22 protein-coding genes are annotated in these 24,343 nt (G+C 71.2%); 8 read left to right on the top strand and 14 right to left on the bottom strand.

Going from position 1 to position 24,343, the window contains the following annotated elements:
• The first annotated feature begins 10 nt into the window (after positions 1 to 10).
• Together ACWFR3_RS21000 and ACWFR3_RS20995 are read left to right on the top strand one after the other, a co-directional pair.
• Positions 11 to 784 carry an AzlC family ABC transporter permease gene (locus ACWFR3_RS21000; protein WP_453736109.1) on the top strand — a complete coding sequence of 258 codons (774 nt, stop codon included), beginning with the start codon at positions 11 to 13 and terminating at the stop codon, positions 782 to 784.
• Positions 781 to 1,095, top strand: coding sequence for an AzlD domain-containing protein (locus ACWFR3_RS20995; RefSeq protein ID WP_453736108.1), 315 nt, complete (start codon positions 781 to 783; stop codon positions 1,093 to 1,095). The genes ACWFR3_RS21000 and ACWFR3_RS20995 overlap by 4 nt, the downstream gene beginning before the upstream one ends.
• 13 nt (positions 1,096 to 1,108) lie before the next feature.
• Here ACWFR3_RS20995 and ACWFR3_RS20990 read toward each other — a convergent pair whose 3' ends face one another.
• Entirely contained in the window at positions 1,109 to 2,857 is a 1,749-nt protein-coding gene (locus ACWFR3_RS20990) for an AMP-dependent synthetase/ligase (protein WP_453736107.1), read from the bottom strand.
• Positions 2,858 to 3,045: 188 nt separating this feature from the next.
• Between ACWFR3_RS20990 and ACWFR3_RS20985 the strand changes: the two genes are divergently transcribed.
• Together ACWFR3_RS20985 and ACWFR3_RS20980 are read left to right on the top strand one after the other, a co-directional pair.
• On the top strand, positions 3,046 to 4,080 hold the full coding sequence (locus ACWFR3_RS20985; protein ID WP_453736106.1) for an AraC family transcriptional regulator: 1,035 nt from the start codon (positions 3,046 to 3,048) through the stop codon (positions 4,078 to 4,080).
• A 97-nt stretch (positions 4,081 to 4,177) separates the two neighbouring features.
• Positions 4,178 to 5,365, top strand: coding sequence for a lipase family protein (locus ACWFR3_RS20980; protein ID WP_453736105.1), 1,188 nt, complete (start codon positions 4,178 to 4,180; stop codon positions 5,363 to 5,365).
• A 72-nt stretch (positions 5,366 to 5,437) separates the two neighbouring features.
• Here the strand turns inward: ACWFR3_RS20980 and ACWFR3_RS20975 are convergent, their stop codons facing one another.
• The 3 genes from ACWFR3_RS20975 to ACWFR3_RS20965 all read right to left on the bottom strand — a co-directional run bounded on the left by ACWFR3_RS20975 (position 5,438) and on the right by ACWFR3_RS20965 (position 9,251).
• Positions 5,438 to 6,337: an AraC family transcriptional regulator gene (locus tag ACWFR3_RS20975; protein ID WP_453736104.1), complete on the bottom strand. Its 900-nt coding sequence runs from the start codon at positions 6,335 to 6,337 to the stop codon at positions 5,438 to 5,440.
• Between the two features lie 133 nt (positions 6,338 to 6,470).
• Positions 6,471 to 7,130: a hypothetical protein gene (locus tag ACWFR3_RS20970; protein WP_453736103.1), complete on the bottom strand. Its 660-nt coding sequence runs from the start codon at positions 7,128 to 7,130 to the stop codon at positions 6,471 to 6,473.
• A 699-nt stretch (positions 7,131 to 7,829) separates the two neighbouring features.
• Positions 7,830 to 9,251: an MFS transporter gene (locus ACWFR3_RS20965; protein ID WP_453736102.1), complete on the bottom strand. Its 1,422-nt coding sequence runs from the start codon at positions 9,249 to 9,251 to the stop codon at positions 7,830 to 7,832.
• A 260-nt stretch (positions 9,252 to 9,511) separates the two neighbouring features.
• Between ACWFR3_RS20965 and ACWFR3_RS20960 the strand changes: the two genes are divergently transcribed.
• Positions 9,512 to 10,366, top strand: a complete 855-nt coding sequence (locus ACWFR3_RS20960; protein ID WP_453736101.1) for a helix-turn-helix transcriptional regulator — start codon at positions 9,512 to 9,514, stop codon at positions 10,364 to 10,366.
• Positions 10,367 to 10,400: 34 nt separating this feature from the next.
• Here ACWFR3_RS20960 and ACWFR3_RS20955 read toward each other — a convergent pair whose 3' ends face one another.
• The 3 genes from ACWFR3_RS20955 to ACWFR3_RS20945 form a co-directional block, all read right to left on the bottom strand.
• On the bottom strand, positions 10,401 to 12,011 hold the full coding sequence (locus tag ACWFR3_RS20955; protein ID WP_453736100.1) for an alpha/beta hydrolase: 1,611 nt from the start codon (positions 12,009 to 12,011) through the stop codon (positions 10,401 to 10,403).
• Positions 12,012 to 12,105: 94 nt separating this feature from the next.
• Positions 12,106 to 14,004, bottom strand: a complete 1,899-nt coding sequence (locus tag ACWFR3_RS20950) for an AMP-dependent synthetase/ligase (protein WP_453736099.1) — start codon at positions 14,002 to 14,004, stop codon at positions 12,106 to 12,108.
• Between the two features lie 165 nt (positions 14,005 to 14,169).
• A complete protein-coding gene (locus ACWFR3_RS20945; RefSeq protein WP_453736098.1) occupies positions 14,170 to 15,447 on the bottom strand; it encodes an acetyl-CoA C-acetyltransferase in 1,278 nt (425 codons plus the stop codon).
• 72 nt (positions 15,448 to 15,519) lie between these two features.
• Between ACWFR3_RS20945 and ACWFR3_RS20940 the strand changes: the two genes are divergently transcribed.
• Both ACWFR3_RS20940 and ACWFR3_RS20935 read left to right on the top strand, forming a co-directional pair.
• Positions 15,520 to 16,875, top strand: a complete 1,356-nt coding sequence (locus ACWFR3_RS20940) for a 3-oxoacyl-ACP reductase (RefSeq protein WP_453736097.1) — start codon at positions 15,520 to 15,522, stop codon at positions 16,873 to 16,875.
• Between the two features lie 275 nt (positions 16,876 to 17,150).
• Positions 17,151 to 17,966, top strand: coding sequence for a MaoC family dehydratase (locus ACWFR3_RS20935; RefSeq protein ID WP_453736096.1), 816 nt, complete (start codon positions 17,151 to 17,153; stop codon positions 17,964 to 17,966).
• Between the two features lie 10 nt (positions 17,967 to 17,976).
• Here ACWFR3_RS20935 and ACWFR3_RS20930 read toward each other — a convergent pair whose 3' ends face one another.
• The 6 genes from ACWFR3_RS20930 to ACWFR3_RS20905 form a co-directional block, all read right to left on the bottom strand.
• Positions 17,977 to 18,624 carry a TetR/AcrR family transcriptional regulator gene (locus tag ACWFR3_RS20930; RefSeq protein WP_453736122.1) on the bottom strand — a complete coding sequence of 216 codons (648 nt, stop codon included), beginning with the start codon at positions 18,622 to 18,624 and terminating at the stop codon, positions 17,977 to 17,979.
• A 184-nt stretch (positions 18,625 to 18,808) separates the two neighbouring features.
• On the bottom strand, positions 18,809 to 20,170 hold the full coding sequence (locus ACWFR3_RS20925) for a dicarboxylate/amino acid:cation symporter (protein WP_453736095.1): 1,362 nt from the start codon (positions 20,168 to 20,170) through the stop codon (positions 18,809 to 18,811).
• A 435-nt stretch (positions 20,171 to 20,605) separates the two neighbouring features.
• Positions 20,606 to 20,896, bottom strand: coding sequence for a DUF4229 domain-containing protein (locus ACWFR3_RS20920; RefSeq protein WP_453736094.1), 291 nt, complete (start codon positions 20,894 to 20,896; stop codon positions 20,606 to 20,608).
• Positions 20,897 to 21,013: 117 nt separating this feature from the next.
• Positions 21,014 to 21,538 (bottom strand): N-acetyltransferase family protein, encoded by a 525-nt coding sequence (locus ACWFR3_RS20915; RefSeq protein WP_453736093.1) that lies wholly within the window; start codon positions 21,536 to 21,538, stop codon positions 21,014 to 21,016.
• Positions 21,539 to 21,652: 114 nt separating this feature from the next.
• Positions 21,653 to 22,816 (bottom strand): aminofutalosine synthase MqnE, encoded by a 1,164-nt coding sequence (mqnE, locus tag ACWFR3_RS20910; protein ID WP_453736092.1) that lies wholly within the window; start codon positions 22,814 to 22,816, stop codon positions 21,653 to 21,655.
• Positions 22,817 to 22,914: 98 nt separating this feature from the next.
• The gene (locus ACWFR3_RS20905) at positions 22,915 to 23,370 is read right to left on the bottom strand and encodes an Lrp/AsnC family transcriptional regulator (RefSeq protein ID WP_383269287.1); all 456 of its coding nucleotides are present in this window, start codon (positions 23,368 to 23,370) and stop codon (positions 22,915 to 22,917) included.
• A 148-nt stretch (positions 23,371 to 23,518) separates the two neighbouring features.
• Between ACWFR3_RS20905 and ACWFR3_RS20900 the strand changes: the two genes are divergently transcribed.
• Positions 23,519 to 23,659 carry a hypothetical protein gene (locus ACWFR3_RS20900; protein WP_453736124.1) on the top strand — a complete coding sequence of 47 codons (141 nt, stop codon included), beginning with the start codon at positions 23,519 to 23,521 and terminating at the stop codon, positions 23,657 to 23,659.
• On the opposite strand, the gene ACWFR3_RS20895 is transcribed toward ACWFR3_RS20900, so the two are convergent.
• Positions 23,656 to 24,336 (bottom strand): UbiX family flavin prenyltransferase, encoded by a 681-nt coding sequence (locus ACWFR3_RS20895; protein WP_453736091.1) that lies wholly within the window; start codon positions 24,334 to 24,336, stop codon positions 23,656 to 23,658. The two genes, ACWFR3_RS20900 and ACWFR3_RS20895, sit on opposite strands and share 4 nt — an antisense overlap.
• Positions 24,337 to 24,343: the final 7 nt, after the last annotated feature.

Raw genomic sequence — 24,343 nt, 5'->3', positions numbered from 1 at the left:
TCGTACTCTCATGCGTTCGTCACACCGAACAGACAGCCCACCAGAGCGAACGAACGAGGGTTTCGTCCGCCTCTCCCACCTGCCACGCGGCGTCCTGCGCGACATCGCCCTCGTCTGGCTCGCCGACGCCGTCGTCGGCGTCTCCTTCGGCGCGATCGCCGTCGCGGGGGGCCTTCCCGTGTGGGTGCCGGTCCTTATGTCGCTGCTCGTGTACGCGGGCTCCGCCCAGTTCAGCGCGATCGGCATCCTCGTCGCGGGCGGCGGTCCGGTGGCCGCGGCGGCGACCGGCCTGCTGCTCAACTCCCGCACGGCGGCGTTCAGCCTCGCCGTCGCTGACAGCCTGGGCCGTTCCCGGGCCGCGCGGCTCTTCGGGGCACATCTGATCACCGACGAGACAGCGGCCTTCGTGCTCGCGCAGCCAGACCAGAAGCAGCGCAAGGCCGCGTTCTGGATATCCGGGCTCGGCCTGTTCGCCGTATGGAACGTCAGCGTGCTCGGCGGTGCGCTCGCCGGGTCCGTCATCGGCGACACTGCCCGCTTCGGGCTCGACGCCGCGTTCCCCGCGGTGCTCCTCGCCCTGGTCCTGCCCGCCCTGCGCGCCGACAGCATGACGCGGCGGGCCGCGGCCGCCGGTGCCGTGATCGCGGTCGCCGCCGCGCCCGTGCTGCCCGCCGGGGTGCCGGTACTGCTTGCCCTGCTGGGGCTGCTGGCGGCGCGGCGGGGGCCGGGACGCCCCGCCTCCCGTCGACCGAACCGCCCCGCCGACCGGAGGAGCGCCTCGTGAACGCCTACCTCGCCTGCATCCTCGTACTCGCCGCCGGAACGTACGCCTTCCGGCTCGCGGGACCCCTGCTGCACGGGCGCGTCGAGCTGCCCGCCCGCGTCCAGGAACTGCTGACCGTCGGGGCCACCGTCCTGCTCGTCGCGCTGCTCGCCACCGGCGCGCTCACCGAGGGACACGGTTTCGCCGGGTGGGCGCGGCCCATCGGCGTCCTGGCCGGCGGGGTGCTTGCCTGGCGGCGGGCGCCCTTCGCCGTGGTCGTGGTGGGCGCGGCGGCGACCACTGCGCTGTTGCGTCTTGCGGGAGTGTGCTGAGCGGCGGCCCGCCCTACCGGTACAGCCCTTCGACCACCTCCGCGTACCGCTCCGTCACCGCCCGTCTGCGGACCTTCAGGCTCGGCGTGAGCAGCCCGTCCTCCACCGTGAAGTCCTCGTCCAGGAGGGCGAAATCGCGGATGCGGGCCGGGCGCGACACCTGTGCGTCGACCTCGTCCACGACGTCTTGGACGAGAGCGCGGACGCGGGGATCGCGCGAGAGCGGCTCGGTCAGTCCGACGCCCTCCCGCCCGGCCCAGCCTCTGATCTCCTCCGCGTCCAGCGTGATCAGGGCGACCGGGTAGGGGCGCTTGTCCCCAACCATCACCACCCGTGACACGAACCGGGAGCGCTGGATGGCGAGTTCGCTCAGCGACGGGGTGAGGTTCTTGCCGCCGGAGGTGATGATCAGGTCCTTCTTGCGGCCGGTGATGCGGAGGTAGCCGGCGGCGTCGATGGCGCCCAGATCGCCGGTGTGCAGCCAGCCTTCGTCGTCCAGGGCGTCGCGAGTGGATTCCGGGTCCGCGTGGTAGCCGGGGAAGATCATCGCGCCCCGGGCGAGGATTTCTCCGTCGTCGGCGATACGGACCTCGCAGCCGTCGACGGGGCGGCCGACCGTGCCATACCGCACGGCGCCGGGATGGTTGAGGGTGATGACACCGGCCGACTCGGTCATCCCGTACCCCTCGAAGAACGCGATCCCGCAGGCCCGCAGGAAGTCGATGACGTGCGGCGCGATGGGAGCGCCGCCGGTCAGCGCCCACCGCAGACGCCCTCCGAGCGCCTGTCGGACCAGGCTGTAGAGGGCCTTGTCGGCGGCGTCGTACGCGTCCTGGAGTTCGGGCGGCAGGACGCCGTCCGCCGCGAGGACCCCGATGCGTATCGCCTCCTCGAACCGTTCACGGCCCCCGTCCTGCGACTCCGCGAGGGAGAGGACGACCGAGTACACCTTCTCGAACAGGCGGGGCACGGACGGCAGATGCGTGGGCTTCGCCTCGGCGAGTTCGGCGACGACGTTCTCGATCTTCCCGCCGTAGAAGCAGAGCTCGCCGCCCTGGATGAGGGTCGTGAACTCGATCAGCTGGGCCAGGAGATGGGCGAGCGGCAGGTAGAGGTACGTGGAGTCGCCGGGGCCGCCCTGGATCAGGGGCAGCGTGGCGGACTGGACGGCGCCGAGATTGCCGTGGGTGAGGAGGCATCCCTTGGGCAGGCCGGTGGTGCCGGAGGTGTAGATGATGGTGGCCAGGTCGTCGGGGGTACGGGCGCGGGCGCGGGTCAGCAGGGCTTCCGGGTCGTGTTGTTCGGTGCCTTCATCGCCGCCTTCCGTCATGAGCAGTACGTGCCGCACTCCCGGAAGCCGGGCCCGCAGGCGCTCGATCTTCGCTGCCTGTGTGGCGTTTTCGCAGAGCACCACCGACGTTCCCGAGTCGCCGATGACCCACTCGACCTCCTCGTCGCCCGCCGTCGGGTAGACGGGGACGACCACCGCGCCCGCCGCGAACGCGGCGAAGTGGGCGTAGGTCCACTCGGGGCGGGTCTCGGAGAGGATCGCCACGCGGTCGTCCGGGCGGACGTCGAGTGCGAGCAGCCGGGCAGCGAAGTGCCGTACACGGGCGCGCAGTTCCTCGTACGAGATTTCCTCCCACGTCCCGCCGCCCGCGGAATCCGTGGACCTGAAGCGGAGAGCGGGCCGCTTTCCGTGGCGGTCGGCCGCCCATTCGGTGAGGACGGCCAGGGTCTCGGGACGCTCCGTCGGCTGCATGCGTACGACGCTAAGGACAGTGCGGCCCCTCGCGGGATGACGGGAAGCGTCAGCGGAGTTGGCCGCGGCGCTCAGCGGGGAGTTCGCGGAGCACCCCAAGCCGAGCCGCCGAAACCGCACCGCATCGACCGCGCTCCCAAACCGCCCCGCCGAGTTCGAGAAGCCGCCGGACTGGGGAGGGACACCCCATGCCGAGCCGGACCATCACCGTCCACCACGTCCGCGCCATGCTGCACGGCGCCGAACGGCACGGAATCGACACCGTCCCGCTGCTCCGCACCGCCCAGATTCCCCCGCTCCTCCTCGGCGACGACCGGGCCCGCATCACCGAGGTGCAGTTCGCCCGCCTGTTCCGGGGGCTGTACCGCGCCACCGGCGACGAGTTCCTCGGCCTCGGCTCGGCGGCCAGCAGGCCCGGCACCTTCGCGATGATGTGCCACGCATCCATCGGCTGCCGGGATCTCGGCGCCGCGATGGAGCGGGCCGCCACCTTCTACGGGCTGTTTCCGGGCGGGCCCGACTTCACCCTTGAGCACCGCGGCTCCGGTGGCTCCAGTAACTCGGGCAGCGCCGTCTTCGCCGTACGCAACGACCTCGAACACGACTACTTCCTCGCCGAGTGCCTCGTCATCATCTGGCACCGCCTGTGCAGCTGGCTGATCGGGCGCCGCATCCCGCTCCACTGGGCCGAGTTCGGGCATCCGCCGCCCCCGCACAAGGACGAGTACGGGGTGCTCTTCGGCTGCACCGTCCGCTTCGGCGCGCCGCGTACCGGCGCCGGGTTCGACGAGCGCTGGCTGGCCGCCCCGCTGATCCGGGACGAGGCGGCGCTGGAGGGGATGCTGAACCGGGCGCCCTTCGATCTGCTCTCACGGCGCGAGTACGGGACGACCGTCGCCGAGCAGGTGCGGCGCGCCCTAACCCGCGCGCTGCGCACCTCCCCCCGCCTGCCGTCCCTCGGCGAGATCGCGGCCCGCCTCGCGGTGAGCCCGGCGACACTGCGGCGGCGCCTCGCCCTGGAGTCCACCTCGTACCAGCAGTTGAAGGACGCGGTCCGGCGCGACGCGGCGATAGCGGGGCTCGCCGAGGGCTCGGAGCCGATCGCCGAACTGGCCGCGCGGCTCGGCTTCTCCGAGGACACCGCCTTCCACCGGGCCTTCCGCCGGTGGACCGGGACCACGCCGGGCGCCTACCGCTATGAGAACCGGGGTCAACAAAGCTGAGCGCTCCCGCCAGCGCCGGACTTACCCGTCAGTCACTACGGTCGTCGCCTGCACACTCGTGCACACCCCAGCCACTGAGGACAGTTGGGAGAGCCGCATGCACGTTCGTACCAGCGCGAGAGCTCTGGCCGTGGTGGCCGCGCTCGGGCTATCGGTCGCCACCCCCGCCGTCACTCCGATGACGGTCACGGCGCAGGCCGCCCCCGCAGCCGACTCCGCGCCCGACTCCGCGCCCGGAGACATCGTCAGCTCCGCACCCAGCAGCTTCCACCCGCTCCCCGGCCAGCCGACCAACACCAAGGCCTGGAAGGTCAACTACCGCTCGACGACGGCGAAGGGCGAGCCGAACACCGTCTCCGGCACCGTCATCGTGCCGCAGGACGGCAGGAAGGGGCCCCGCCCCCTCATCACGTACGCCGTCGGGACCATCGGCATGGGCGACCACTGCGCCCCGAGCGCCGGCTTCCCCAAGGGCACGACCCTCGAAGCCAATCTCATCCAGCAGCTCACCCTGCGCGGCTGGGCGGTGGCGGTGACGGACTACGAGGGCCTGGGCACCCCCGGCGACCACACCTACACGGCGGGCAGGGCCGAGGGGCAGGCCATGCTCGACGCCGCCCGCGCCGCGATCCGCCTCCCCGAAGCGGGGCTCGGCGAGGACACGCCGGTCGGCATCATGGGCTACTCCCAGGGCGGCCAGGCCTCGGGCTGGGCCGCCGAACTGCACGGTTCGTACGCCCCCGACCTGAAGGTGAAGGGCACGGCGACCGGCGGGATTCCCGGCGACCTGATGAAGGTGGCGGACTTCAACGACGGCTCGTACGGCTCCGGCCTGGTCTTCATGGCGGCGATCGGCCAGAACGCGGCCTTCCCCGAACTGAACCTGGAGTCCTACCTCAACCCGGCGGGCAAGAAGCTGATCGGCACCCTGCGCAACAGCTGCGTGGCGGACGGGGCGGTGCTCGGCGCCTTCAAGAAGATCTCCGACATGACGGTGAGGAACCCCCTCGACCAGGCCGACTGGCAGCAGCGCCTGCGCGAGTCGACGGTCGGCACGCGGGCTCCGGACGCGCCGGTGTACCAGTACCACGTGATCACCGACGAGCTGATCCCGTACGGCGTGGGCAAGCAGGTCCGCAAGGACTGGTGCGCCGAGGGCGCGAACGTCGAGTGGCACACGGTTCCGCTCGGCGAGCACGTCTCGGGAGTCATCACGCAGTCGCCGCTTGCGGCCAACTGGCTGGCGGAACGGTTCGCGGGGAAGCCGGCGCGGGGCAACTGCTAGCCGCGGCCGGGGCAGGGGGTGACGGCGGCGCGTGACGGCCCGCGAGGGCGGACCGTCGCACGCCGCCACCGCTCAACTCACCGCCCGCTCCACCGGAATCCACAGCTCCGCGTCCGCGTGCTTGCCGTCGTCCGAGAGGCAGGTCCGCAGGATCTCGGGGCCCGGCCTGCTCTGGTACGGGTTCGAGGGGAACCACTGCGTGAACACGTCCCGCCACAGATTCTGCAGCGTCTGAGGAAACGGCCCCGCGCTCTCGAAGACGGCCCAGCTCCCGGCGTCGACGGGGAGCGCCACCATGTCATCGGGCACGTCAGGGGTGTGCGGGCCGGTCACCACGCCCTGGTAGTAGTCGAGTTCGGTCCCTTCGGCGCGGCTGCCGTCCAGGTCGTCGCTGACCGAGACAAGCCCGCCCGGCTCCTGGCCCTGGCCTTGACCTTCGTCCTGGTCCGAGAGGCTCTCGATGCGCCGGAGGGTCTCCTGCCCGAGCCCACGGATGAACTCGGCGATGTACGGGTTCACGCCCTCGTGGACGAGCGGAACGCGCGCCTTCATCCCCACGACCCGGAACTCACCCTTGTCCACAACCCGGTACCGCATGCTGCTGCTCCCTTCGACGACGAGGCGGAAGGACATCCGTGGCTGGGATTGCAGCGTCGCGCCGCCGCGCCGGGCCTCGCCCGGACCGACCCCGTGCATGGCACGGAACGCCCGCGCGAAGGCCTCCCCCGACGAGTAGCCGTACCGCACCGCGATATCGAGCAGCGTCCGCTCCCCGGCGAGCACCTCGCCGCCCGCGACGGTCAGCCGCCTGCGCCGGATGTACTCCGACAGCGGCAGTCCCGCGAGGCCGGAGAACAGCCGCCGGAAGTGGTACTCCGACGTCACCGCCGTCCGCGCCAGGTCGGCCACGTCGATCGGCTGATCGAGATGGCTCTCGATCTGCTCCATGGCCTGGTTGAACCTCTCAAGCACCCCGGCCTCCTTCCCTTCCCTTTCACTCACCGACGCTAGGCAGGACCCACCCTGCCGGACCCGACAGTCTGTGCCCGGTTCGGTAGGGCAGGTGACGGGGCTCGCGGCTCGGCCCGGGCCGCCGGGCGCTGGACTAGCCGCGGGGCTCCCCGTACCAGCGCCAGGACGTCAGGCGGGGGTGGCCCGGGAGGTCCCCGCGGCCGGTGGCCCAGAGCAGGGTGGGCCAGGGGGCGGTGTCGTGCGGGGCGTCCGGGAAGAGCCGGGCGAGTACGCGGGCGCAGATGTCGGCCGGGGCTGACCAGGGCAGGCCGAGGCCCTCGGCCAAGTCGTGGGTGTGGACGAGGGTTTCGACGATGCCCATCGCCGCGAAGCCCTCGGGGTCGGAGACGCCGAAGCCGTGGTAGGCGCGGGTCGTCGGCGGTGCCGTGCGGACCATGGCGATCAGCAGCGCGCCGCTCGCCTCCAGGACCTGGAGCAGCCCGGCGGGGCCGGCGGAACGGTCCGCGTGGATGGCGTTGGAGGGGCCGCCCGGTCGGCGGGGCTCCCAGATGAAGGGCACTTCGCCCGTCATGGGCGGCTGCCGGGGGCCGAGTTGGGCGGCGTACGCGAAGAGGTCGTCGCTCAGGTGCTCCACCGTCTCCCAGCAGTCCCACTCCAGCGTGCCCGCCTTGCCCTCCCAGGCCTCGGGCGGCGCCTCGCGGAGGGCGGCGAGGGCGAGCTGGACGGCCCGGTCGAGGTCATCGGGGGTTACGGGAGCGGGAGTGGGGGCATCTTCGTCGGCTTGTCGGCGCATGCGGCGAACGGTATCCGCGCACCGGCCGCCACCCCAGCGAAATTCCCGCCGGGCCCAGCGAGACAAACCGCCCGGGCCCCGCCCTGGGCACACTTCCGAGCGCCGTCCCGGGCACACCTCCGGGCCCCACCCGGGGCACACCTCCGAGCGCCGCCCCAAGCACACCTCCGTGTCCAGCCCCCAACCCCGCCCCCGGAACACCTCCGTGTCCAGGCCCCAGCCCCGCCCCCGGAACACCTCCAGCCGCCGGCCCCGCCCCCGGCACACCTCCGGGCCCCGGACCAAGCACACCTCCGGGCCCCGCCCCGGGCACACCTCCGGCCCCGGACCAAGCACACCTCCGAGCCCCGCCCGGGCATATACCTCCCGGCCCCGGCCCCGGCCCCGGCCCCGTCCCGGGCACGCGGAGCCGCCGAGGCCCGGCGGAGGCCGCACCGCCCAGCTGGGCCCGGCGGAGTCCGCACCGCTCAGCTGGGCTGGGCGGAGGCCGCACCGCTCAGCCCCGACGCAGACCCACCACCCAGGCCCCCCGGTCCCGACGCAGACCCACCACCCGAGCCCGGCCGGACCGCACCACCGCTCCCCCGGGCCCAGCAACATCCGAGCGCGCTGCAAAAAAGTCCCGCTCCAGCAGGCCTTTCCGTGGCCCTGCGCGGGACTTTCCTGCAATCCACCTTCCAGCCCCCCTGCCCGGAGGGCTCAGCCCCGGCCGTCCCTCGGGAGCAGCCACGCCGCCAGCGCAGTCGTCCCGCACAGCAGCAGGCCCACCGCCACCAGCGCCTCCCGCATTCCCGTGACCGAGAAGCCCGTGCCGCCCTCCGTCGCCAGGAGTGCGCCGAAGAGGGCCACCGCCATCGCGCCGCCCGTCTGGCGCAGGGCGTTGAGCAGGCCCGATGCCGTGCCCGCTCGGTGGGCGGGGACCGCGTCCATCAGGAGTGCCGTCAGTGCGGGGACCGCGAACGCGCCGCCCATGCCGGTCGGGATGAGCAGGACGAGCACCAGCCAGAGCGGGGTGTCCGCAGCGAGGGGCAGGAGTACGAACATGGCGAGGGCGAGTACCGCCTGGCCCGCGACGATCACCCGGCGGCGGCCGATCCGCTCCGCCATGCGCGGCGAGACGAGGTTCGTCGACGTGATGATCACCGCGAGGGGCACGAACATCAGGCCCGCCGCGATCGCGGACATCCCCCGCAGCTGCTGGAAGTAGAGGCCGAGCAGGAAGACGATGCCGTAGAAGCCCGCGTTGACGGCGAAGCCTATGGCGAGCGAGACGCTGACCTTGCGCTCGCGCAGGAGGCCGAGCGGGACCATGGGCGCCGCGTGCCGCTTCTCGGCGGCGTGGAAGCCGAGGCCCGCCACTACGGCGAGGGCGGCGGCGCCGAGCACCGGCGCGCTGGTCCACCCCAGGTGCGCGCCCTCGATGACGGCGAACGCGAGGCCCGCGAGGGCGAGTACGGCGGTGGCCTGACCTGCGAGGTCGAGCGGCGCGGGGCGGCGGGGGGAAGGGGCGGTGCGGGCGAGCAGGGCGAGGATCACGGCGCCGATGGGCAGGTTGAGGAGGAAGACCGCGCGCCAGCCTGCCGCCTCGGTGAGTACGCCGCCGAGTACGGGCCCTGCCGCCATGGCGACGGAGCCGCCGACCGTCCACAGGGCGATGGCGCGGGCCCGGCGGCGCGGGTCGTCGTACGCCTGGCGGATCAGTGCGAGCGAGGCGGGCATGACGATGGCCGCGGCCCCGCCCTGTGCGACGCGGGCGGCGATGAGGGCGCCGATGCCGGGGGCGAGGGCGCAGGCGAGCGAGGCGAGGGTGAAGAGTCCTACGCCCCAGGCGTAGGCGCGCCGGGCACCCGCCCGGTCGGCGAGGGCTCCCGCGGAGAGCATGAGGGCGGCGAACATCAGCGTGTACGCGTCCACGACCCATTGCAGGCCGGCCATGCCGCCGTGCAGGGAGGTGCGGATGGCGGGGAGCGCGATGTTCACGGCGGACACGTCGACGGTGATGACGGTGAAGCCGAGGAGGGAGGCGAGGAGGGCGACGGTGGGGGTGCGGGTGGGGTGTATGGGAGGTGCGGTTCTGGGGGCGGCGGGAGCGAGGGCCGGGGCAAGGGCGGAGGGCGGCATATCCAGTAACTCCTGTGACGCGGGGCAAACGGGCGGGTGGGTGGGAGAGGCTTGTTCGGCGAGACGCAGATCCGGGGCATCGGGCGGGTGGGCGGGAGAGGCTTGTTCGGCGAGACGCAGATCCGGGGCAACCGGACCGCCGGGAGAGAACAGGCCCCGCAGCAACAGACTCCGCCCAGGCCCGCCGCCCAGGCAGACCGCAGCGTTCCTGGCCCTGACACGGCCCCCCACATCCCGCCCCCGGCGGGGACAATGGACGGATGGCGAAAGCAGAGGGCACTGAACTGGGCAGATACCTGCGGGCGAGACGCGCGCAGATCAGCCCCACCGACGCGGGCCTCCCGGAAGGGACCGGCCTGCGCCGCACCCCCGGCCTGCGCCGCGAGGAACTCGCCGCCCTCGCCGGGGTGAGCGTCGACTACTACACCCGCCTGGAGCGCGGCCGCGAGACGAACCCCTCCCCCTCGGTGATCGACGCCCTGGCCCGCACCCTGCGTCTGGGCGGCGACGCCCACGAGCGCCTGCACGACCTCGCCGAGCTGGCCTCCGGCCGCCTCACGGAGCCGCACCCCACCACCGGGGACACGGTCCGCCCCAGCGTCCAGCACATGCTGGACAACCTGAGCCCGCTGCCCGCGTACGTGGTCAGCCGGTACAGCTACATGCTGGCCGCGAACCCAGCGGGCCGGCGCCTCATGCCGGGCCTGTGGGACTGGCCCGCCGAGCAGCGCAACGTCACGCGCTATCTGTTCCTGCACCCCGTGGGCCGCGTGCTCTACCAGCCCTGGGAGGAGACCGTCGCCAAGTCCGTCGCGCACCTGCGCGCGGTCGCAGGCGCCGACGTGGACTCGCCCCGCCTTGCCGCGCTGGTCGGCGAACTCCTCCTCAAGTCACCGGACTTCGCCCGCCTCTGGGAGCGCTACGAAGTCAGCGAGCGCGGCGGAGGCATCAAGTCCTTCGACCATCCGAAGGTCGGCGCGATGACACTCACGTACGAGGTGATGAAGCTGGCGCGGACGGACGGCCAGCGCCTGGTGGTCTACCAGGCCGATCCGGGCACCGCAGACGAGGAGGCGATGCTCCGCCTCGCCCCGGCGGCCCGCACCCCCCGCTAGCCGGCCGCCCACGGTCACGAGCCGCCGCTAGTCCCTAGTCCTCCTCCTCCACCCCGCACGAGCTCCCGTTCGGCGGCATCTCCCCGTACAGCAGGAACCCGTCCACCTTCTCCCGCACGCACTTCGACCCGGCGTAACCGGTGTGCCCGTCGCCCTTGTTGTCCAGGACGACGGCCGCGGAGCCGAGCCGCTCCGCGGTCTCCTCGGTCCAGCGGTAGGGCGTGGCCGGGTCGCCGCGGGTGCCGACGAGGAGGAAGTCGGGGCTCTTCACGTCGCGTACGTCCTTGCGGATGTAGTCCGTACCGGCGGGCCGCCCGAAGCAGAAGAGCACCGGCATCAGCATCGACTTCCCGAAGATGGCGGACGTCGACTCGAACTCCTCCTGAAGCTTGGTGACTTCCTTCTCGACGTTCTTCTCCGATGGCCGGTCCGGGTCGTCCGCGCAGTTCACGGCCATGAGCGCGGCGGCCATGTTGTCGGCGGGCACGTCCGCGGGCGCGCGCCCGACGGGCTCGGTCTGCTGTGCGAGCGATCCGCCCATCCGCAGCAGCGCCCGCGGGTCCCCGTCCGCGAGGAGCGCGCCGAGAGCCTGCGAGAGCGCGGGCCACGACTGCCTGCTGTAGAGCGCCTGCCCGAGTACGTCGACGACGTCCTGGCCGGTGAACTCCGCGCCGTCGGAGGACTGGAGCGGATACGAGTCGAGCCCCTTGATCAGCTCGGACATGTGGCCACGGGCCGCGCGCGAGTCCGTGCCGAGCACACAACCCGCGTTCTCCGTGCACCACTTGATGAAGTTGTCGAGCGCGGTCTGGCGCCCCTCCGCGCTGATCAGCGCCTGCTCGGCGACGTCCTCGGTGAGGGTGTCCACGCCGTCGAGGACCATCCGCCCGACGTTGTCGGGGAACTGCGCCGTGTACACGGAACCGAGCCGCGTCCCGTACGAGAAGCCCAGGTAGTTGAGCTTCTTGTCGCCGAGCACCTGGCGCATGACGTCCAGGTCCCGGGAGACGTTGACGGTCCCGACGTACGGGAGGACGGGTCCGGACTTCTTCTTGCACGCCTCGGCTATCTTCCGCATCTGGTCGAGCATGGCCGCGGCGTCGTCGGAGCCGCCCTTGGCCTCCGGGTCGTCCGCACCGGCGTCGTCACCGCAGCTGACGGGCGAGCTCTCGCCCACGCCGCGGGGGTCGAAGGAGACCACGTCGTACCCCTTGCCGAGGTACTCGAACTCCTTCTGCGACTGAAGCAGCCCGGAGACTCCGGCGCCGCCCGGGCCGCCGAAGTTCAGCAGAAGCGAGCCCCGCGGCTTGCCGCTGGACTTGATGCGGACCATGGCGAGCTTGATCGTGTCGCGCTTCGGATGCGCGTAGTCGAGGGGCACCGTGATCTTGCCGCACTGGATGTTCTTGTCCTTGGGGACGGTCGTGGCGTCGGAATCGGCGACGAGGAGCCCCGCGCCTTCTCCCTTGCAGGCGCCCCACTTGATCTTCTGCGAGTAGTAACGGGACAGATCGGGTGAAGGTGAGGACGAGGACGACGCGAATGACGGCGAGGACACGGCCACCGCGCTCTCGCCCGGCAGCCAGGCCCCTGTCCCCATGACGGCCAGCGCGGTAGCGCCGGCGAGCGCAACAGCTCTGCGCACGGCAACCTCCCAGGGTCTGCCCCTCGATCACCCTAAGGGCGGGGCAGCGCCCCCGCCCGTCCAGGTGACAGTGAGTGACATTCGCCGGGCGGGATTACCGTGCGTGTCCGTACAGATCCTCGATCTCCGCCGCGAAGTCCCGCTCGATGGCGTCCCGCTTCAGCTTCAGGGACGGGGTCAGATGGCCGCTCTCCTCCGTGAAATCCACCGGCAGGACGGCGAACCGCCGGATGGACTCGGCCCGCGAGACGAGCTTGTTGGCCTCGTCGACGGCGCGCTGCAGGGTCTCGCGCAGATCGGCGTCGTCCACCAGGCCGGGGCCCGTGTGCACCTTCTTCTTCATGCGGCACCAGTGCGCGATGCCGTCCGCCTCCAGCGTGATCAGGGCGGTGATGTACGGCCGGGCGTCGCCGACCACCATGCACTGACCGACCAGCGGATGGGCGCGCAACCAGTCCTCCAGCGGGGCGGGCGTCACGTTCTTGCCGCCAGTGGTGATGAGGATGTCCTTCTTGCGGCCCGTGATCGACAGATACCCGTCGGCGTCGAGGGCGCCGATGTCCCCCGTCGCGAACCACTCCTCCCGCGCGGGTACGACACCACCGGCCTGCCCGTCCCAGTAGCCGCCGAAGACCTGCCCACCGGCGAGCAGCACCTCGCCGTCGTCCGCGATCCGCACGCGCGTACCGGGCAGCGGCCAGCCCACCGTGCCGAGCCGCGGCTTCAGGGGCGGGGTCACGGTCGCCGCGGCCGTGGTCTCGGTGAGGCCGTACCCCTCGAAGATCTCGATGCCCGCCCCCGCGTAGAACGCGGCGAGGCGGCGTCCGAGCGGTGAGCCGCCGCAGATCGCGTAGCGCACCTTGCCGCCGAGTGCGGCCCGGATCCGCCGGTAGACGAGCGGGTCGTACAGCGCGCGGGCCATCCGCAGCCCGAACGTCGGGCCGGGGCCCGTGCCGTGCTGCCGCGCCTCGACCGCTTCCCCGTAGCGGACGGCGATACGGGCCGCGCGGTCGAAGGAGGAGGCGCGGCCCATCTTCTCGGCGGTGGCGCGCCCCGTGTTGAAGACCTTTTCGAGGACGTACGGGATGGCGAGCAGGAAGGTGGGCCTAAAGCCCGCAAGATCCCCCAGCAGGTCCTCGGTCTGGATGCTCGGCGCGTGGCCGAGCCGTACCCGGGCGCGCATACAGCCGACGGCGACCATGCGCCCGAAGACGTGCGAGAGCGGCAGGAAGAGCAGGGTGGACGCGGGCGCCTTGCTGACGGACTTGAAGACGGGGTGGAGCAGCTCGATCGCGTTGTCGACCTCGGCGAAGAAGTTGCCGTGGGTCAGCACGCAGCCCTTGGGGCGGCCGGTGGTGCCGGAGGTGTAGATGAGCGTGGCGACGGAGTCGGGCCCCGAATCCGCCCGCCGCTTCTCGACCTCGGCGTCGGATATCCCCTCCTTGCGCCCCAGCTCGGCTAGCCGCCGTACGTCGCCCTTCTCGAAGGACCACAGGTGCTCCAGGTCGGGCATCCGGTCCCGCTCGGGCCCCAGCGACGCGGCGAGCGCGACGGTCTCGACGGCGAGGGCGACCGCGCCCGAGTCCTGGAGTATCCACCGGGTCTGGTAGGCGGAGGAGGTCGGATAGACGGGCACGGTGACCAGGCCCGCCGCCCAGCCCGCGAAGTCGAGCAGCGTCCACTCGTACGTCGTACGCGCCATGATGGCGAGCCGGTCCCCCGGAGCGAGCCCCTCGGCGATCAGCCCCTTGGCCACGGCGAGAACCTCCGCGGCGAATTCGGCGGCCGTCACGTCCCGCCACCGCCCGTCGTCCCCCTTCCGGGAGAGCACGGCTTCGGCGGGGGCCTCGCGGGCGTTGTCGAAGGGAATGTCGGCGAGGGACCCCTGGCGGACGGCGGCGGCGAAGGGCGGCACGGAGACTTCGCGCACGGCGCCGTCGAGGTGCCGCAGGTGGGGTTCGACGAGGGCGGGCTGGGGGGTGACGGGGGGCATGGGGGCGGCTCCTTGTGCGGGTGGGATTCAGCCTGTCCGGCGTTTGAGGACGAACTCGGCGAAGCCGGTGATCAACGGTGCGCGGGGTCCGGCGGAGGCGGTTTTCGGGAAGGGGCAGGCTTGGGGAGCCAACGGCGAGTCGTCACCCCCGCTCAGGAAAAGCCCTCACTCCCGCTCCAAGATCGCCGTCACCCCCAGCCCACCCGCCGCGCAGATCGAGATGAGCCCACGTCCGGGAGCCCCCCGCTCGGCGAGCAGTTTGGCCAGGGTGGCGACGATCCTCGCACCCGTGGCGGCGAACGGATGCCCCGTGGCCAGCGAAGATCCTGTGACGTTGAGCCGCTCCCGGTCGACGACTCCGAGGCCCTGCTTCTCCCACGCGGCCAGCGTGGCGAGCACCTGCGAGGCGAACGCCTCGTGGATCTCGACGAAGTCGAAGTCCGCGAGCCCGAGCCCGGCCCGTTCCAGCATCCGCGGCACGGCGTACGCGGGCGCCATCAGCAGCCCGTCCCGACCCCCGACGACGTCACCCCCGACGAAGTCGACCGCGGCGGTCTCGTAGGCGCTCAGATAGGCCAGCGGTTCGAGCCCGCGCTCCTGCGCCCACTCCTCGCTCGCGAGCAGCGTGAGGGCGGCGCCGTCCGTCAGCGGGGTCGAGTTGCCCGCGGTCATGGTCGGGTTGGCGCCCTTCACACCGAAGACGGGGTTCAGCTTCGCGAGCTTCTCGACGCTCGATCCGGGCCGCAGGTTCTGATCCCGCTCAACTCCGCGGAACGGTACGACGAGCCCGTCGAGGAACCCCCTGTCGTACGCGGCGGCGAGCCGCTGGTGGCTGGTCGCGGCCAGTTCGTCCTGCGCCTCGCGCGTGACGCCCCACGCCTGCGCGGTCACGGCGGCGTGCTCGCCCATGGAAAGCCCGGTGCGGGGCTCGGCGTTGCGCGGGATGTCGGGCACGAGGTGCGAGGGCCGTACGCGGGCGAGCGCCTTGACCCGCGCCCCGGTCGTCTTGGCGCGGCGCGCGGCGAGGAGGATCTTGCGCAGGGAGTCGTTGACGCCGAGCGGGGCGTCGCTCGCGGTGTCGGCGCCGCCCGCCACGGCCGACTCGGTCTGCCCCAGCATGATCTTGTTGGCGGCGGCGATGACGGCTTGGAGGCCGGTGCCGCAGGCCTGCTGGATGTCGTACGCGGGCGTGGTGGCCGCGAGGCGCGAGCCGAGGACGGTCTCGCGGGCGAGGTTGAAGTCCCGGCTGTGCTTGAGCACGGCGCCGGCGACGAACTCGCCCACGGCGCCCGGCTCCTCCAGCCGGTACCGCTCCGCGAGCCCGTCGAGCGCGGCGGTCAGCATCTCCTGGTTGGACGCGGTCGCGTACGGGCCGTCGGAGCGCGCGAACGGGATGCGGCTGCCGCCGATGACCGCCACGCGGCGGGTGGTGGGCAGATTCATGTCTCGACCAACTCCTGACCCTTGAGTAACCTTACTCTGAAGTAAATTTACGACCGAGCTGGGAGTTGGACAATGGCCGACCGCTATCTGAACTTCACGGGCACCGCACCCGGCCGCTTCCTCACCCGGAGGCTCGGCCTGCCCCAGCCGTCGGCCCTGCGGCGCTGGACTCCGGAACATCCGCAGCTGGAGGGGGAGTTGCTGCACCTCACGGCCGGGAAGTCCGCGCACGAGAAGGACCTGGCGCCGATCTTCGCGCGAACGCACCTGAAGGCGGCGAAAGATTCCTCCTCCCCCTCCGACTCCTCCTCCGACTCCTCCTCCCGCTCCTCACGTCCCGCGGCGGTGGTTCTGGACGCAACCGGCATAAGCGACACTCCTGGCCTCGCCCTCGTGCACGCGGCGCTGCACCCCGTGGTGCGCTCGGTGGCGGAGAACGGCCGCGTGGTGGTGCTCGGCGCACCGGTCTCGCCCTCCGACCACCACCAGGCGGCGGCACAGCAGGCGTTGGAGGGCTTCGTACGCTCCCTGGGCAAGGAGCTGGGCAGGGGCCGCACGGCGACGCTGGTCCGCATGCGCTCGGCGGCGACCGCGGAGTCCACGCTGCGGTTCCTGCTCTCGCCCAGGTCGGCGTACGTCAGCGGCCAGGTGATCGAGGTGGGGGATGCCGAGCCGGCTGCCCCCGGCGACTGGGACCGGCCCCTGTCCGGCCGTACGGCGCTGGTCACGGGGGCGGCGCGGGGGATCGGCGAGGCGGTGGCGGAGGTCCTCGCGCGCGACGGTGCGCAGGTGGTCGTACTCGATGTGCCGTCCGCGCAGGCGGATTTGGTACGGGTCGCCGACCGGCTCGGCGGGACGGCCCTGCCGCTCGACATCACGGCGGACGACGCCGGGGAGCGCATGGCTTCGGCGCTGGCTCCCGGCGGCCTGGACATCCTCGTCCACAACGCGGGGATCACCCGGGACCGCAAGCTGGCCAACATGCCCGCGGAGCGCTGGAACCCGGTCCTGGACGTGAACCTCACGAGCGTGCTGCGCACGACGGACGCGCTGCTCAAGTCCGGGACGCTGAACCGGGGCGGGAGCGTCGTGGCCACGGCCTCGATCGCCGGGATCGCGGGGAATGTGGGCCAGACGAACTACGCGGCCAGCAAGGCGGGGATCATCGGGCTCGTGCGGTCCCTTGCGCCGGGCGCTTACGCGGAGCACGGGGTGACGGTGAACGCGGTGGCCCCCGGCTTCATCGAGACGAAGATGACGGCGGCGGTCCCTCTCTTCATCCGCGAGGCGGGCCGCAGGATGAATTCCCTTGCGCAGGGGGGCTTGCCGGTGGACGTGGCGGAGACCACTGCGTGGCTCGCCTCCGCCTCCGGCGGGGTGAACGGCCAGGTGATCCGGGTCTGCGGCCAGAGCCTCCTCGGGTCGTAGCCCTCGCCCGTACGGACCTCAGCCTGCCCCGCGGCGCGTTCCCCCAAACGAACCTCTCCCACCCACCCACCCGATCACCCCGCATCCACCTCCGCACGAACAAACCTCTCCCACCCACCCGCCCGATTGCCCCGCATCCACCCCTGCACGAACAAGCTCGCCCGCCCGATTGCCCGCATCCCCCTGCACGAACAAGCTCTCCCGCACGCCCGCCCGATTGCCCCGCATCCGCCCCCTCACGAACAAGCTCTCCCGCCCACCCCCGAAAGGACCCCATGCTCGCCCCCCTGCTCCTCCGCGGCGCGATCCTCTCCCCGCTCAAGCGGCCCCGCCCCGACGCCCCGCTCCCCCGCGACCACCAGACCCTCGGCGGCATCCGTCCCAGCGCCGCGCACCTCGCCGCCTACTCCCGCATCTGCGGCTACCCCACCCCCCAGCACACCCTCCCCCTCACCTACCCCCACGTACTCGGCTTTCCGCTGGCCATGCGGCTCATGACCACCCGTGCCTTTCCGCTGCCGCTGCTCGGGCTCGTGCACACGTCCATCGAGATCACCCAGCATCGCGCCCTGACGACCGCGGACAGCCTCGAACTCTCCGTCCACGCGGCCCGCTTGACCCCGCACCGCCGCGGCACCGAAGCCACGCTCGTCACGGAAGCCCGCGTCGACGGCACCCCCGTATGGACGTCGAGCAGCACCTATCTGGCTCGGCACCGCACCAGCGACGCGGGTACGCCCGACGCACCCCGCAAGAGCGACGACGCCCCCCTCCCCGCCCGCACCGAGTGGCGGCTGGCCCCGGACCTCGGCCGCCGCTACGGCGCCGTCTCGGGCGACCGCAACCCCATCCACCTGTACCCCCTGACCGCACGCCTCCTCGGCTTCCCCCGGGCCATCGCCCACGGCATGTGGACCGCGGCCCGCTGCCTCGCCGAGCACACGGAGTACGAGACACCCCAAGCCGCCCGCGTGCGCATCGACTTCAAGGCCCCCGTGCTGCTCCCGAGCACCGTCGCCTACGCCGCCGACGGCCCGCGCTTCGAGCTCCGCAGCGGCGACAAGACCCACCTCAGCGGCACCCTCAGCTGAGAAGCCCCCGCTAAGGAACCCACCGCCGACCCTCCATCAACTCCCCGAGCCCCGCCCACGCGAAGTTCATCAGCGTCGCCGCGGCCTCCTTCGCCGAGACCGACGCGTCCCCGTTCGCCCACCCCGCGAGCGACTCCGCCGCGCCCACCAACGCCTGCGCCAGACCCGCGACTTCACGATCCGCCAGCTCCGGCTTGCGGTGCGCCTCGCGTGCCGCTTCCGCGATCAGCGACGTCACGAACGCCACGATCTCCTCGCGCATCACGGCGACCTCGGCCGCGAACGGCTCCCCCTGCGTACGCGCCTGGTTGTGCAGCACCACCCACGCGTCAGGCCGCTCCGACGTATGCGTGAAGAACGCCTTCAGGCCCGCCCACAACTGCCGGTCGGCGGCCCCACGACCGCCACCCCCGCCACTACCCCCACCACTGCCCCCGCCGCTCACCCCGCCCCGCACCGCCGCGACCAACGCCGCCGCCTCCCGCCGGATGCACGCGGTGAACAACTCCTCCTTGGAGTTCAGGTACAGATACACCAGCGGCTTGGAGACCCCCGCGACCTCCGCGATCTCGTCCATCGAAGCCGCCCGGTACCCCCGTTGCCCGAAGATCCGCACCGCGGCATCCAGCATCTGCTGCTCCCGCACCGCCCGCGGCATCCGCTTCTGCCGCTTCCCCACCGCACCCGCACCCGCAGCCTTCACATCGCCCACCCCGGACGCCCGCCTTCCACACAACCTGTGCACAGACCAACCAGCCTACGGTCAGCCCCTGACGCAACAAACGTGCCCCGCACCCGGAACGAATCCGGGTACGGGGCACGCCCGCGACGAGCGGGGGACGTCAGGCGGCGACAGGCACCGTCCGACGCTCGTCGACGGGGCCTTCGAACTCGTCGAGCGGCGAAGCCGACGCGTGCTCGTAGGCCTCACGGTCCAGGATCTTCTCGCGAGCGGCGACGATCACCGGCACGGCCGCCTGCCCGGCCACATTTGTGGCGGTGCGCATCATGTCCAGGATCGGGTCGATGGCGAGCAGCAGGCCCACGCCCTCCATCGGGAGGCCCAGGGTCGACAGGGTCAGGGTCAGCATGACCGTGGCGCCGGTCAGACCGGCCGTCGCGGCCGAGCCGACCACCGAGACAAAGGCGATGAGCAGGTACTCCTTGATGCCCATCTGCACGTCGAAGATCTGCGCGACGAAGATCGCGGCGATCGCCGGGTAGATCGCGGCGCAGCCGTCCATCTTCGTGGTGGCGCCGAACGGCACCGCGAAGGACGTGTACTCCTTCGGCACGCCGAGGCGCTCGGTGACCTTCTGGGTGACCGGCATCGTGCCGACCGAGGAGCGCGAGACGAAGGCCAGCTGGATCGCGGGCCAGGCGCCCTTGAAGAACTGGACCGGGTTGACCTTGGCGACCGTGGAGAGCAGCAGCGGGTAGACGCCGAACATCACCAGGGCGCAGCCGATGTAGATGTCGGCGGTGAACGTCGCGTACTTGCTGATCAGGTCCCAGCCGTAGTCGGCGATGGCGAAGCCGATGAGGCCGATGGTGCCGATCGGCGAGAGCTTGATGACCCACCACAGGGCCTTCTGGAGGAGCGCGAGGACGGACTCGCTGAGGTCCAGGATCGGCTGCGCCTTCTCGCCGATCTTCAGTACGGCGATACCGGCGACGGCGGCCATGAAGACGATCTGCAGGACGTTGAGCTCGGTGAACGGGGTGATGACGTCCGTCGGGATGATGCCGGTGAGGAAGTCGATCCAGGAGCCCGAGGTCTCCGGCTTGGCGCCGTCCTTCGGGGTGAGGCCGGTGCCGGCGCCCGGGTTCGTGATGAGCCCGATCGCGAGGCCGATGACGACCGCGATCAGCGACGTGATCATGAACCAGACCAGCGTCTGCGTGGCGAGCCGCGCGGCGTTGTTGACCTTGCGCAGGTTGGTGATCGACACCAGGATCGCGAAGAAGACGAGCGGGGCGACCGCCAGCTTCAGGAGCCCGATGAAGGTGCTGCCCACCTTGTCCAGGGTGGTGACGAGCCAGGACACGTCCTGGCTGCGGGCCAGCCAGCCGAGCAGGACACCGAGGACCAGACCGCCGAGGATCTGGGCCCAGAACGGCAGCTTGAGGAATCTGGGTATCCGGGAGCCGGACTTCGGCTGCTCGGCCTTGTCGGCCGGGGATACGGGGGAGTTCGCGGACACGGACACACTCCGGGTAATGGCGGGGGGACGTGAGGGAGCGGCGACCGCGAGGGGGTCAGACGGAACGGCCTTGACGGCGCCGCTGCAGTGCAGATGTCACTTGGTGCTTGTCGCTTGCGCTGGTCGCAGAGGACTCGGAGAGCTCAGAGACGGCGGCGACAGGCCGCGGACATGCAGCGGCAGAGATCGACATGCAGGCGCTCCACGAGCGGAACGCTCGTGGCGATGCGGGGCGCGGCTGCTGTCTTCATGTCGAACACGTTAACACTTGAACTTTGAGAACATCAAAGGTGTTGTTTGAGGTAGACGAGGCGGATCGGAGGCGAGGGGACCTCCGGGACGCAAGAAACCCCGGCCGGGAGCAGTTGCTCCCGTACCGGGGTCGAGGCTTTTGTGACGAACCTTACGGCTGTGCGCGCAAGGGTCCGCGGGTGGTTACGACTTCGCGCGAGCGGTGTCGTCGGCGACGTCCTCCATGGTGCGGTTCGCCTCCAGGTTGGCCTTGGTGCGCTCCACGCGCTCGACGACCTGGACCGACGCCCGGTCCCGCTCCTTGCGCAGCAGCACCAGGCTGAGGGGGGCGGAGATGATGAGGGCGAGCAGCAGCACCCACAGGAGGTTGGAGTCCCCGAGGCCCTTCGGCAGGATCCCGGCGTAGACAAGTCCCCAGACCGCGAAAAAGCAGCCCACGAAGAGTCCGAGGCGCATCAGCGTGTAGCGGAGCATGTCAATCCACTCTTCCGTTCCGAAATAGGCCCGAGTAGGACGAGCCACTCCAGTGAAGCATGGGAGGGGGAGCGCCCGGCAGGGGGGTGAGCCCTCGCCGAACGCCCGGCCGGACGGTCAGCCGAGCGGGAGCAGCATCGTGATGTCGTCGCGGTCGTCACCGGGGGCCACGCGGATCGCGCCGGGCACCCGTCCGACCTCCTTGTATCCGCAGGATGCGTAGAACCGGTCGACTCCCGTGCCGCCCCGGCAGGTGAGCCGGATGGCCTCGATGCCGCCGAGCCCGCGGGCGGCGTCCGCGGCGGCGGCCATCAGGTCGCGCCCGTATCCCCTGCCCTGGTGCTTGGGGTGCACCATCACCACGTACAGCCAGATCCAGTGCTTCATCAGGCGGTGCGTGTTGTACGCGAGGAAGGCGGTCGCGGCGACGTTGCCGTCCTCGTCGTACCCGACGAGGAGCCGGGTGTGCCCCTCGCTCAGCTGGGCCAGGCGCTTGAGCCACTCCGGCCGTATGTCCTCGACCGTCACGGGCGGTACGAAGCCGACGGCTCCGCCGGCGTTGGACACGTCGGCCCAGAGGGCGAGGACGCCGTCGCGGAGGGCGGGGTCGATCTCCGGGTCCAGCTGGAAGGTAAGCGTCATAGGCCGAGAGTAACCATTACAGCCAGCACACCTCAACCACGTTCCGCATGCCGGACAACGCGACGAGCCCCGGCCGGATCGGCCGGGGCTCGCGCGTCGTGCACAGCGGGCGGGTCAGACCCGCATCGCCTGCGGGGACTCCCTCAGCGACCGGTCGGGCCCTTCGTACTCACGGATCGACTCGTAGCGCGTGTTCCGCTCGACGGGGCGGAAGCCCGCCTCGCGGATGAGGTCGAGCAGGTCCTCGCGCGTCAGCTTGTTCGGCGTACCGAAGTTGTCCGCGTCGTGCGTGATCTTGTACTCGACGACCGAGCCGTCCATGTCGTCCGCGCCGTGCTGCAGCGCGAGCTGTGTGGTGTGCAGGCCGTGCATGACCCAGAAGACCTTGACGTGCGGGACGTTGTCGAAGAGGAGGCGCGAGACCGCGAAGGTCTTCAGGGCCTCGGCGCCCGACGCCATGGTCGTGCGCGCCTGGAGGCGGTTACGGACCTTGCCGTCCTTCATGTCCACGAAGTCGTGCTGGTAGCGCAGCGGGATGAAGACCTGGAAGCCGCCGGTCTCGTCCTGCAGCTCGCGCAGGCGAAGGACGTGGTCGACGCGGTGGCGGCGCTCCTCGATGTGGCCGTACAGCATCGTGCTCGGGGTCTTGAGGCCCTTCTCGTGCGCGAGGCGGTGGATGCGCGACCAGTCTTCCCAGTGGGTGCGGTGGTCGACGATGTGCTGCCGGACCTCCCAGTCGAAGATCTCCGCGCCGCCGCCGGTCAGCGACTCCAGGCCCGCCTCGATCAGCTCGTCCAGGATGTCGGAGGCCGACATGCCGGAGATCGTCTCGAAGTGGTGGATCTCCGTGGCCGTGAACGCCTTCAGGGAGACGCTCGGGAGCGCCTTCTTGAGCTCGCTCAGCGAGCGCGGGTAGTAGCGCCACGGCAGGTTCGGGTGCAGGCCGTTGACGATGTGCAGCTCGGTGAGGTTCTCGCCCTCCATCGCCTTGGCGAGGCGGACGGCCTCCTCGATGCGCATCGTGTACGCGTCCTTCTCGCCCGGCTTGCGCTGGAACGAGCAGTAGGCGCACGAGGCGGTGCACACGTTCGTCATGTTGAGGTGCCGGTTGACGTTGAAGTGCACGACGTCGCCGTTCTTGCGCGTGCGCACCTCGTGGGCGAGACCGCCGAGCCAGGCCAGATCGTCCGACTCGTAGAGGGCGATGCCGTCCTCGCGGGACAGCCGCTCACCGGCCCGGACCTTCTGCTCCAGCTCGCGCTTAAGTCCCGCGTCCATGCGCCGGCCACCTCTCCAAATGTCTACGCAAATCAGGCCTCGCCCACGGTACTCCCCCACCCTTCGGGCGGGAGGTGCCCCCAAATGGCGCTCCGCGCCTAGGACTCTTCCGGCAGCTCCCCGACCCGGTTCTCCCACTTCGTGGAGAGCACGATCGTCGTACGCGTCCTGGAGACGCCCTTCGTGCCGCTCAGCCTGCGGATCGTCTTCTCCAGGCCGTCCACGTCGCTGGCCCGCACCTTGAGCATGTACGAGTCGTCGCCCGCGATGAACCAGCAGTCCTCGATCTCGTGCAGATCCTTGAGGCGGCGTGCCACGTCCTCGTGGTCGGCGGCGTCCGAGAGGGAGATGCCGATGAGGGCGATGACGCCCAGACCGAGCGACGCGGAGTCCACCGTCGCGCGGTAGCCGGTGATGACGCCCGCCGCTTCGAGGCGGTTGATCCGGTCCGTGACGCTCGGTCCCGAGAGGCCGACGAGCCGGCCGAGTTCGGCGTACGAGGCCCTGCCGTTCTCGCGCAGGGCCTGGATGAGCTGCCTGTCCACGGCGTCCATAGGTGCGATGCCTTTCATTATTCAGCGATACCGCGAGTCTATGTGTAGAATCTAAGGCGCAACAGGGTCTAGGCCCTGTGAATCTTTCAGAATCTCCGCCGATCGGCGACGATTCTTCAAACACTGGTTTCCAGTCGACACAGCAGGAGTGAGACACACCGTGTACTCGATCGAGATGGCCTACGCCCGGATGCGCGAGCTGCAGGACCTGGCCAACCGCTCGCGTGCCCACAAGCCCACCGCGCCCACGGCCGAGCGACGCACGAAGCGCGCCGCCAAGAAGCGCTAATCCCCCGGAGCGGCAGAGCCCGAACCGAGCTCTCCCTCCCAGCGGCGGTACAGCTGATGCGGCACCCCTGCCGCGTCGAGCGTCCGCCCGGCGACGAAGTCCACCAGATCCTGGATGTGCGTCGCCCCCGCGTAGAACGCCGGAGAGGCGGGCAGTACGATCGCGCCCGCCTCGTCCAGCGTCACCAAGTGCTTCAGCGTCTGCCCGTTGAGCGGTGTCTCACGGACGCAGACGACAAGCTGCCGGCCCTCTTTGAGCGTCACGCTCGCCGACCGCTGCAGCAGATCCTTCGAGAGTCCGAGCGCGACCCCGGCCACGCACGCCGTGGACGCGGGCACGATCAGCATCCCCTTGGTCGCGTACGACCCCGACGAAGGCCCGGCCGCCAGATCCCCGGCCGCCCAGTACCGCACGTCGTCCACCGGAACGTCGAAGGTCCCCGGCTTCCCGTCGGCACCGCGCCCGAGCCACTCCCGCAGGTCCTCCTGCCAGTGCGCGTCCCGGAAGGCGATGCCCGTCTCATCGAGGATCGTGAGCCGCGAGGCCCGTGAGACCACCAGGTCCACGCTCTCCCCCGCCGCGAGCAGCGCCCGCAGCACGGCGGCGGCATAGGGGGTTCCTGAGGCCCCCGACACCCCCACGATCCAAGGCTTACGCTGCGTATCTCCTGGCTTCACGCTGTGA

The organism is Streptomyces sp. NPDC055189 (assembly GCF_053606765.1).
This window is presented reverse-complemented; position numbering and strand designations above follow the sequence as displayed.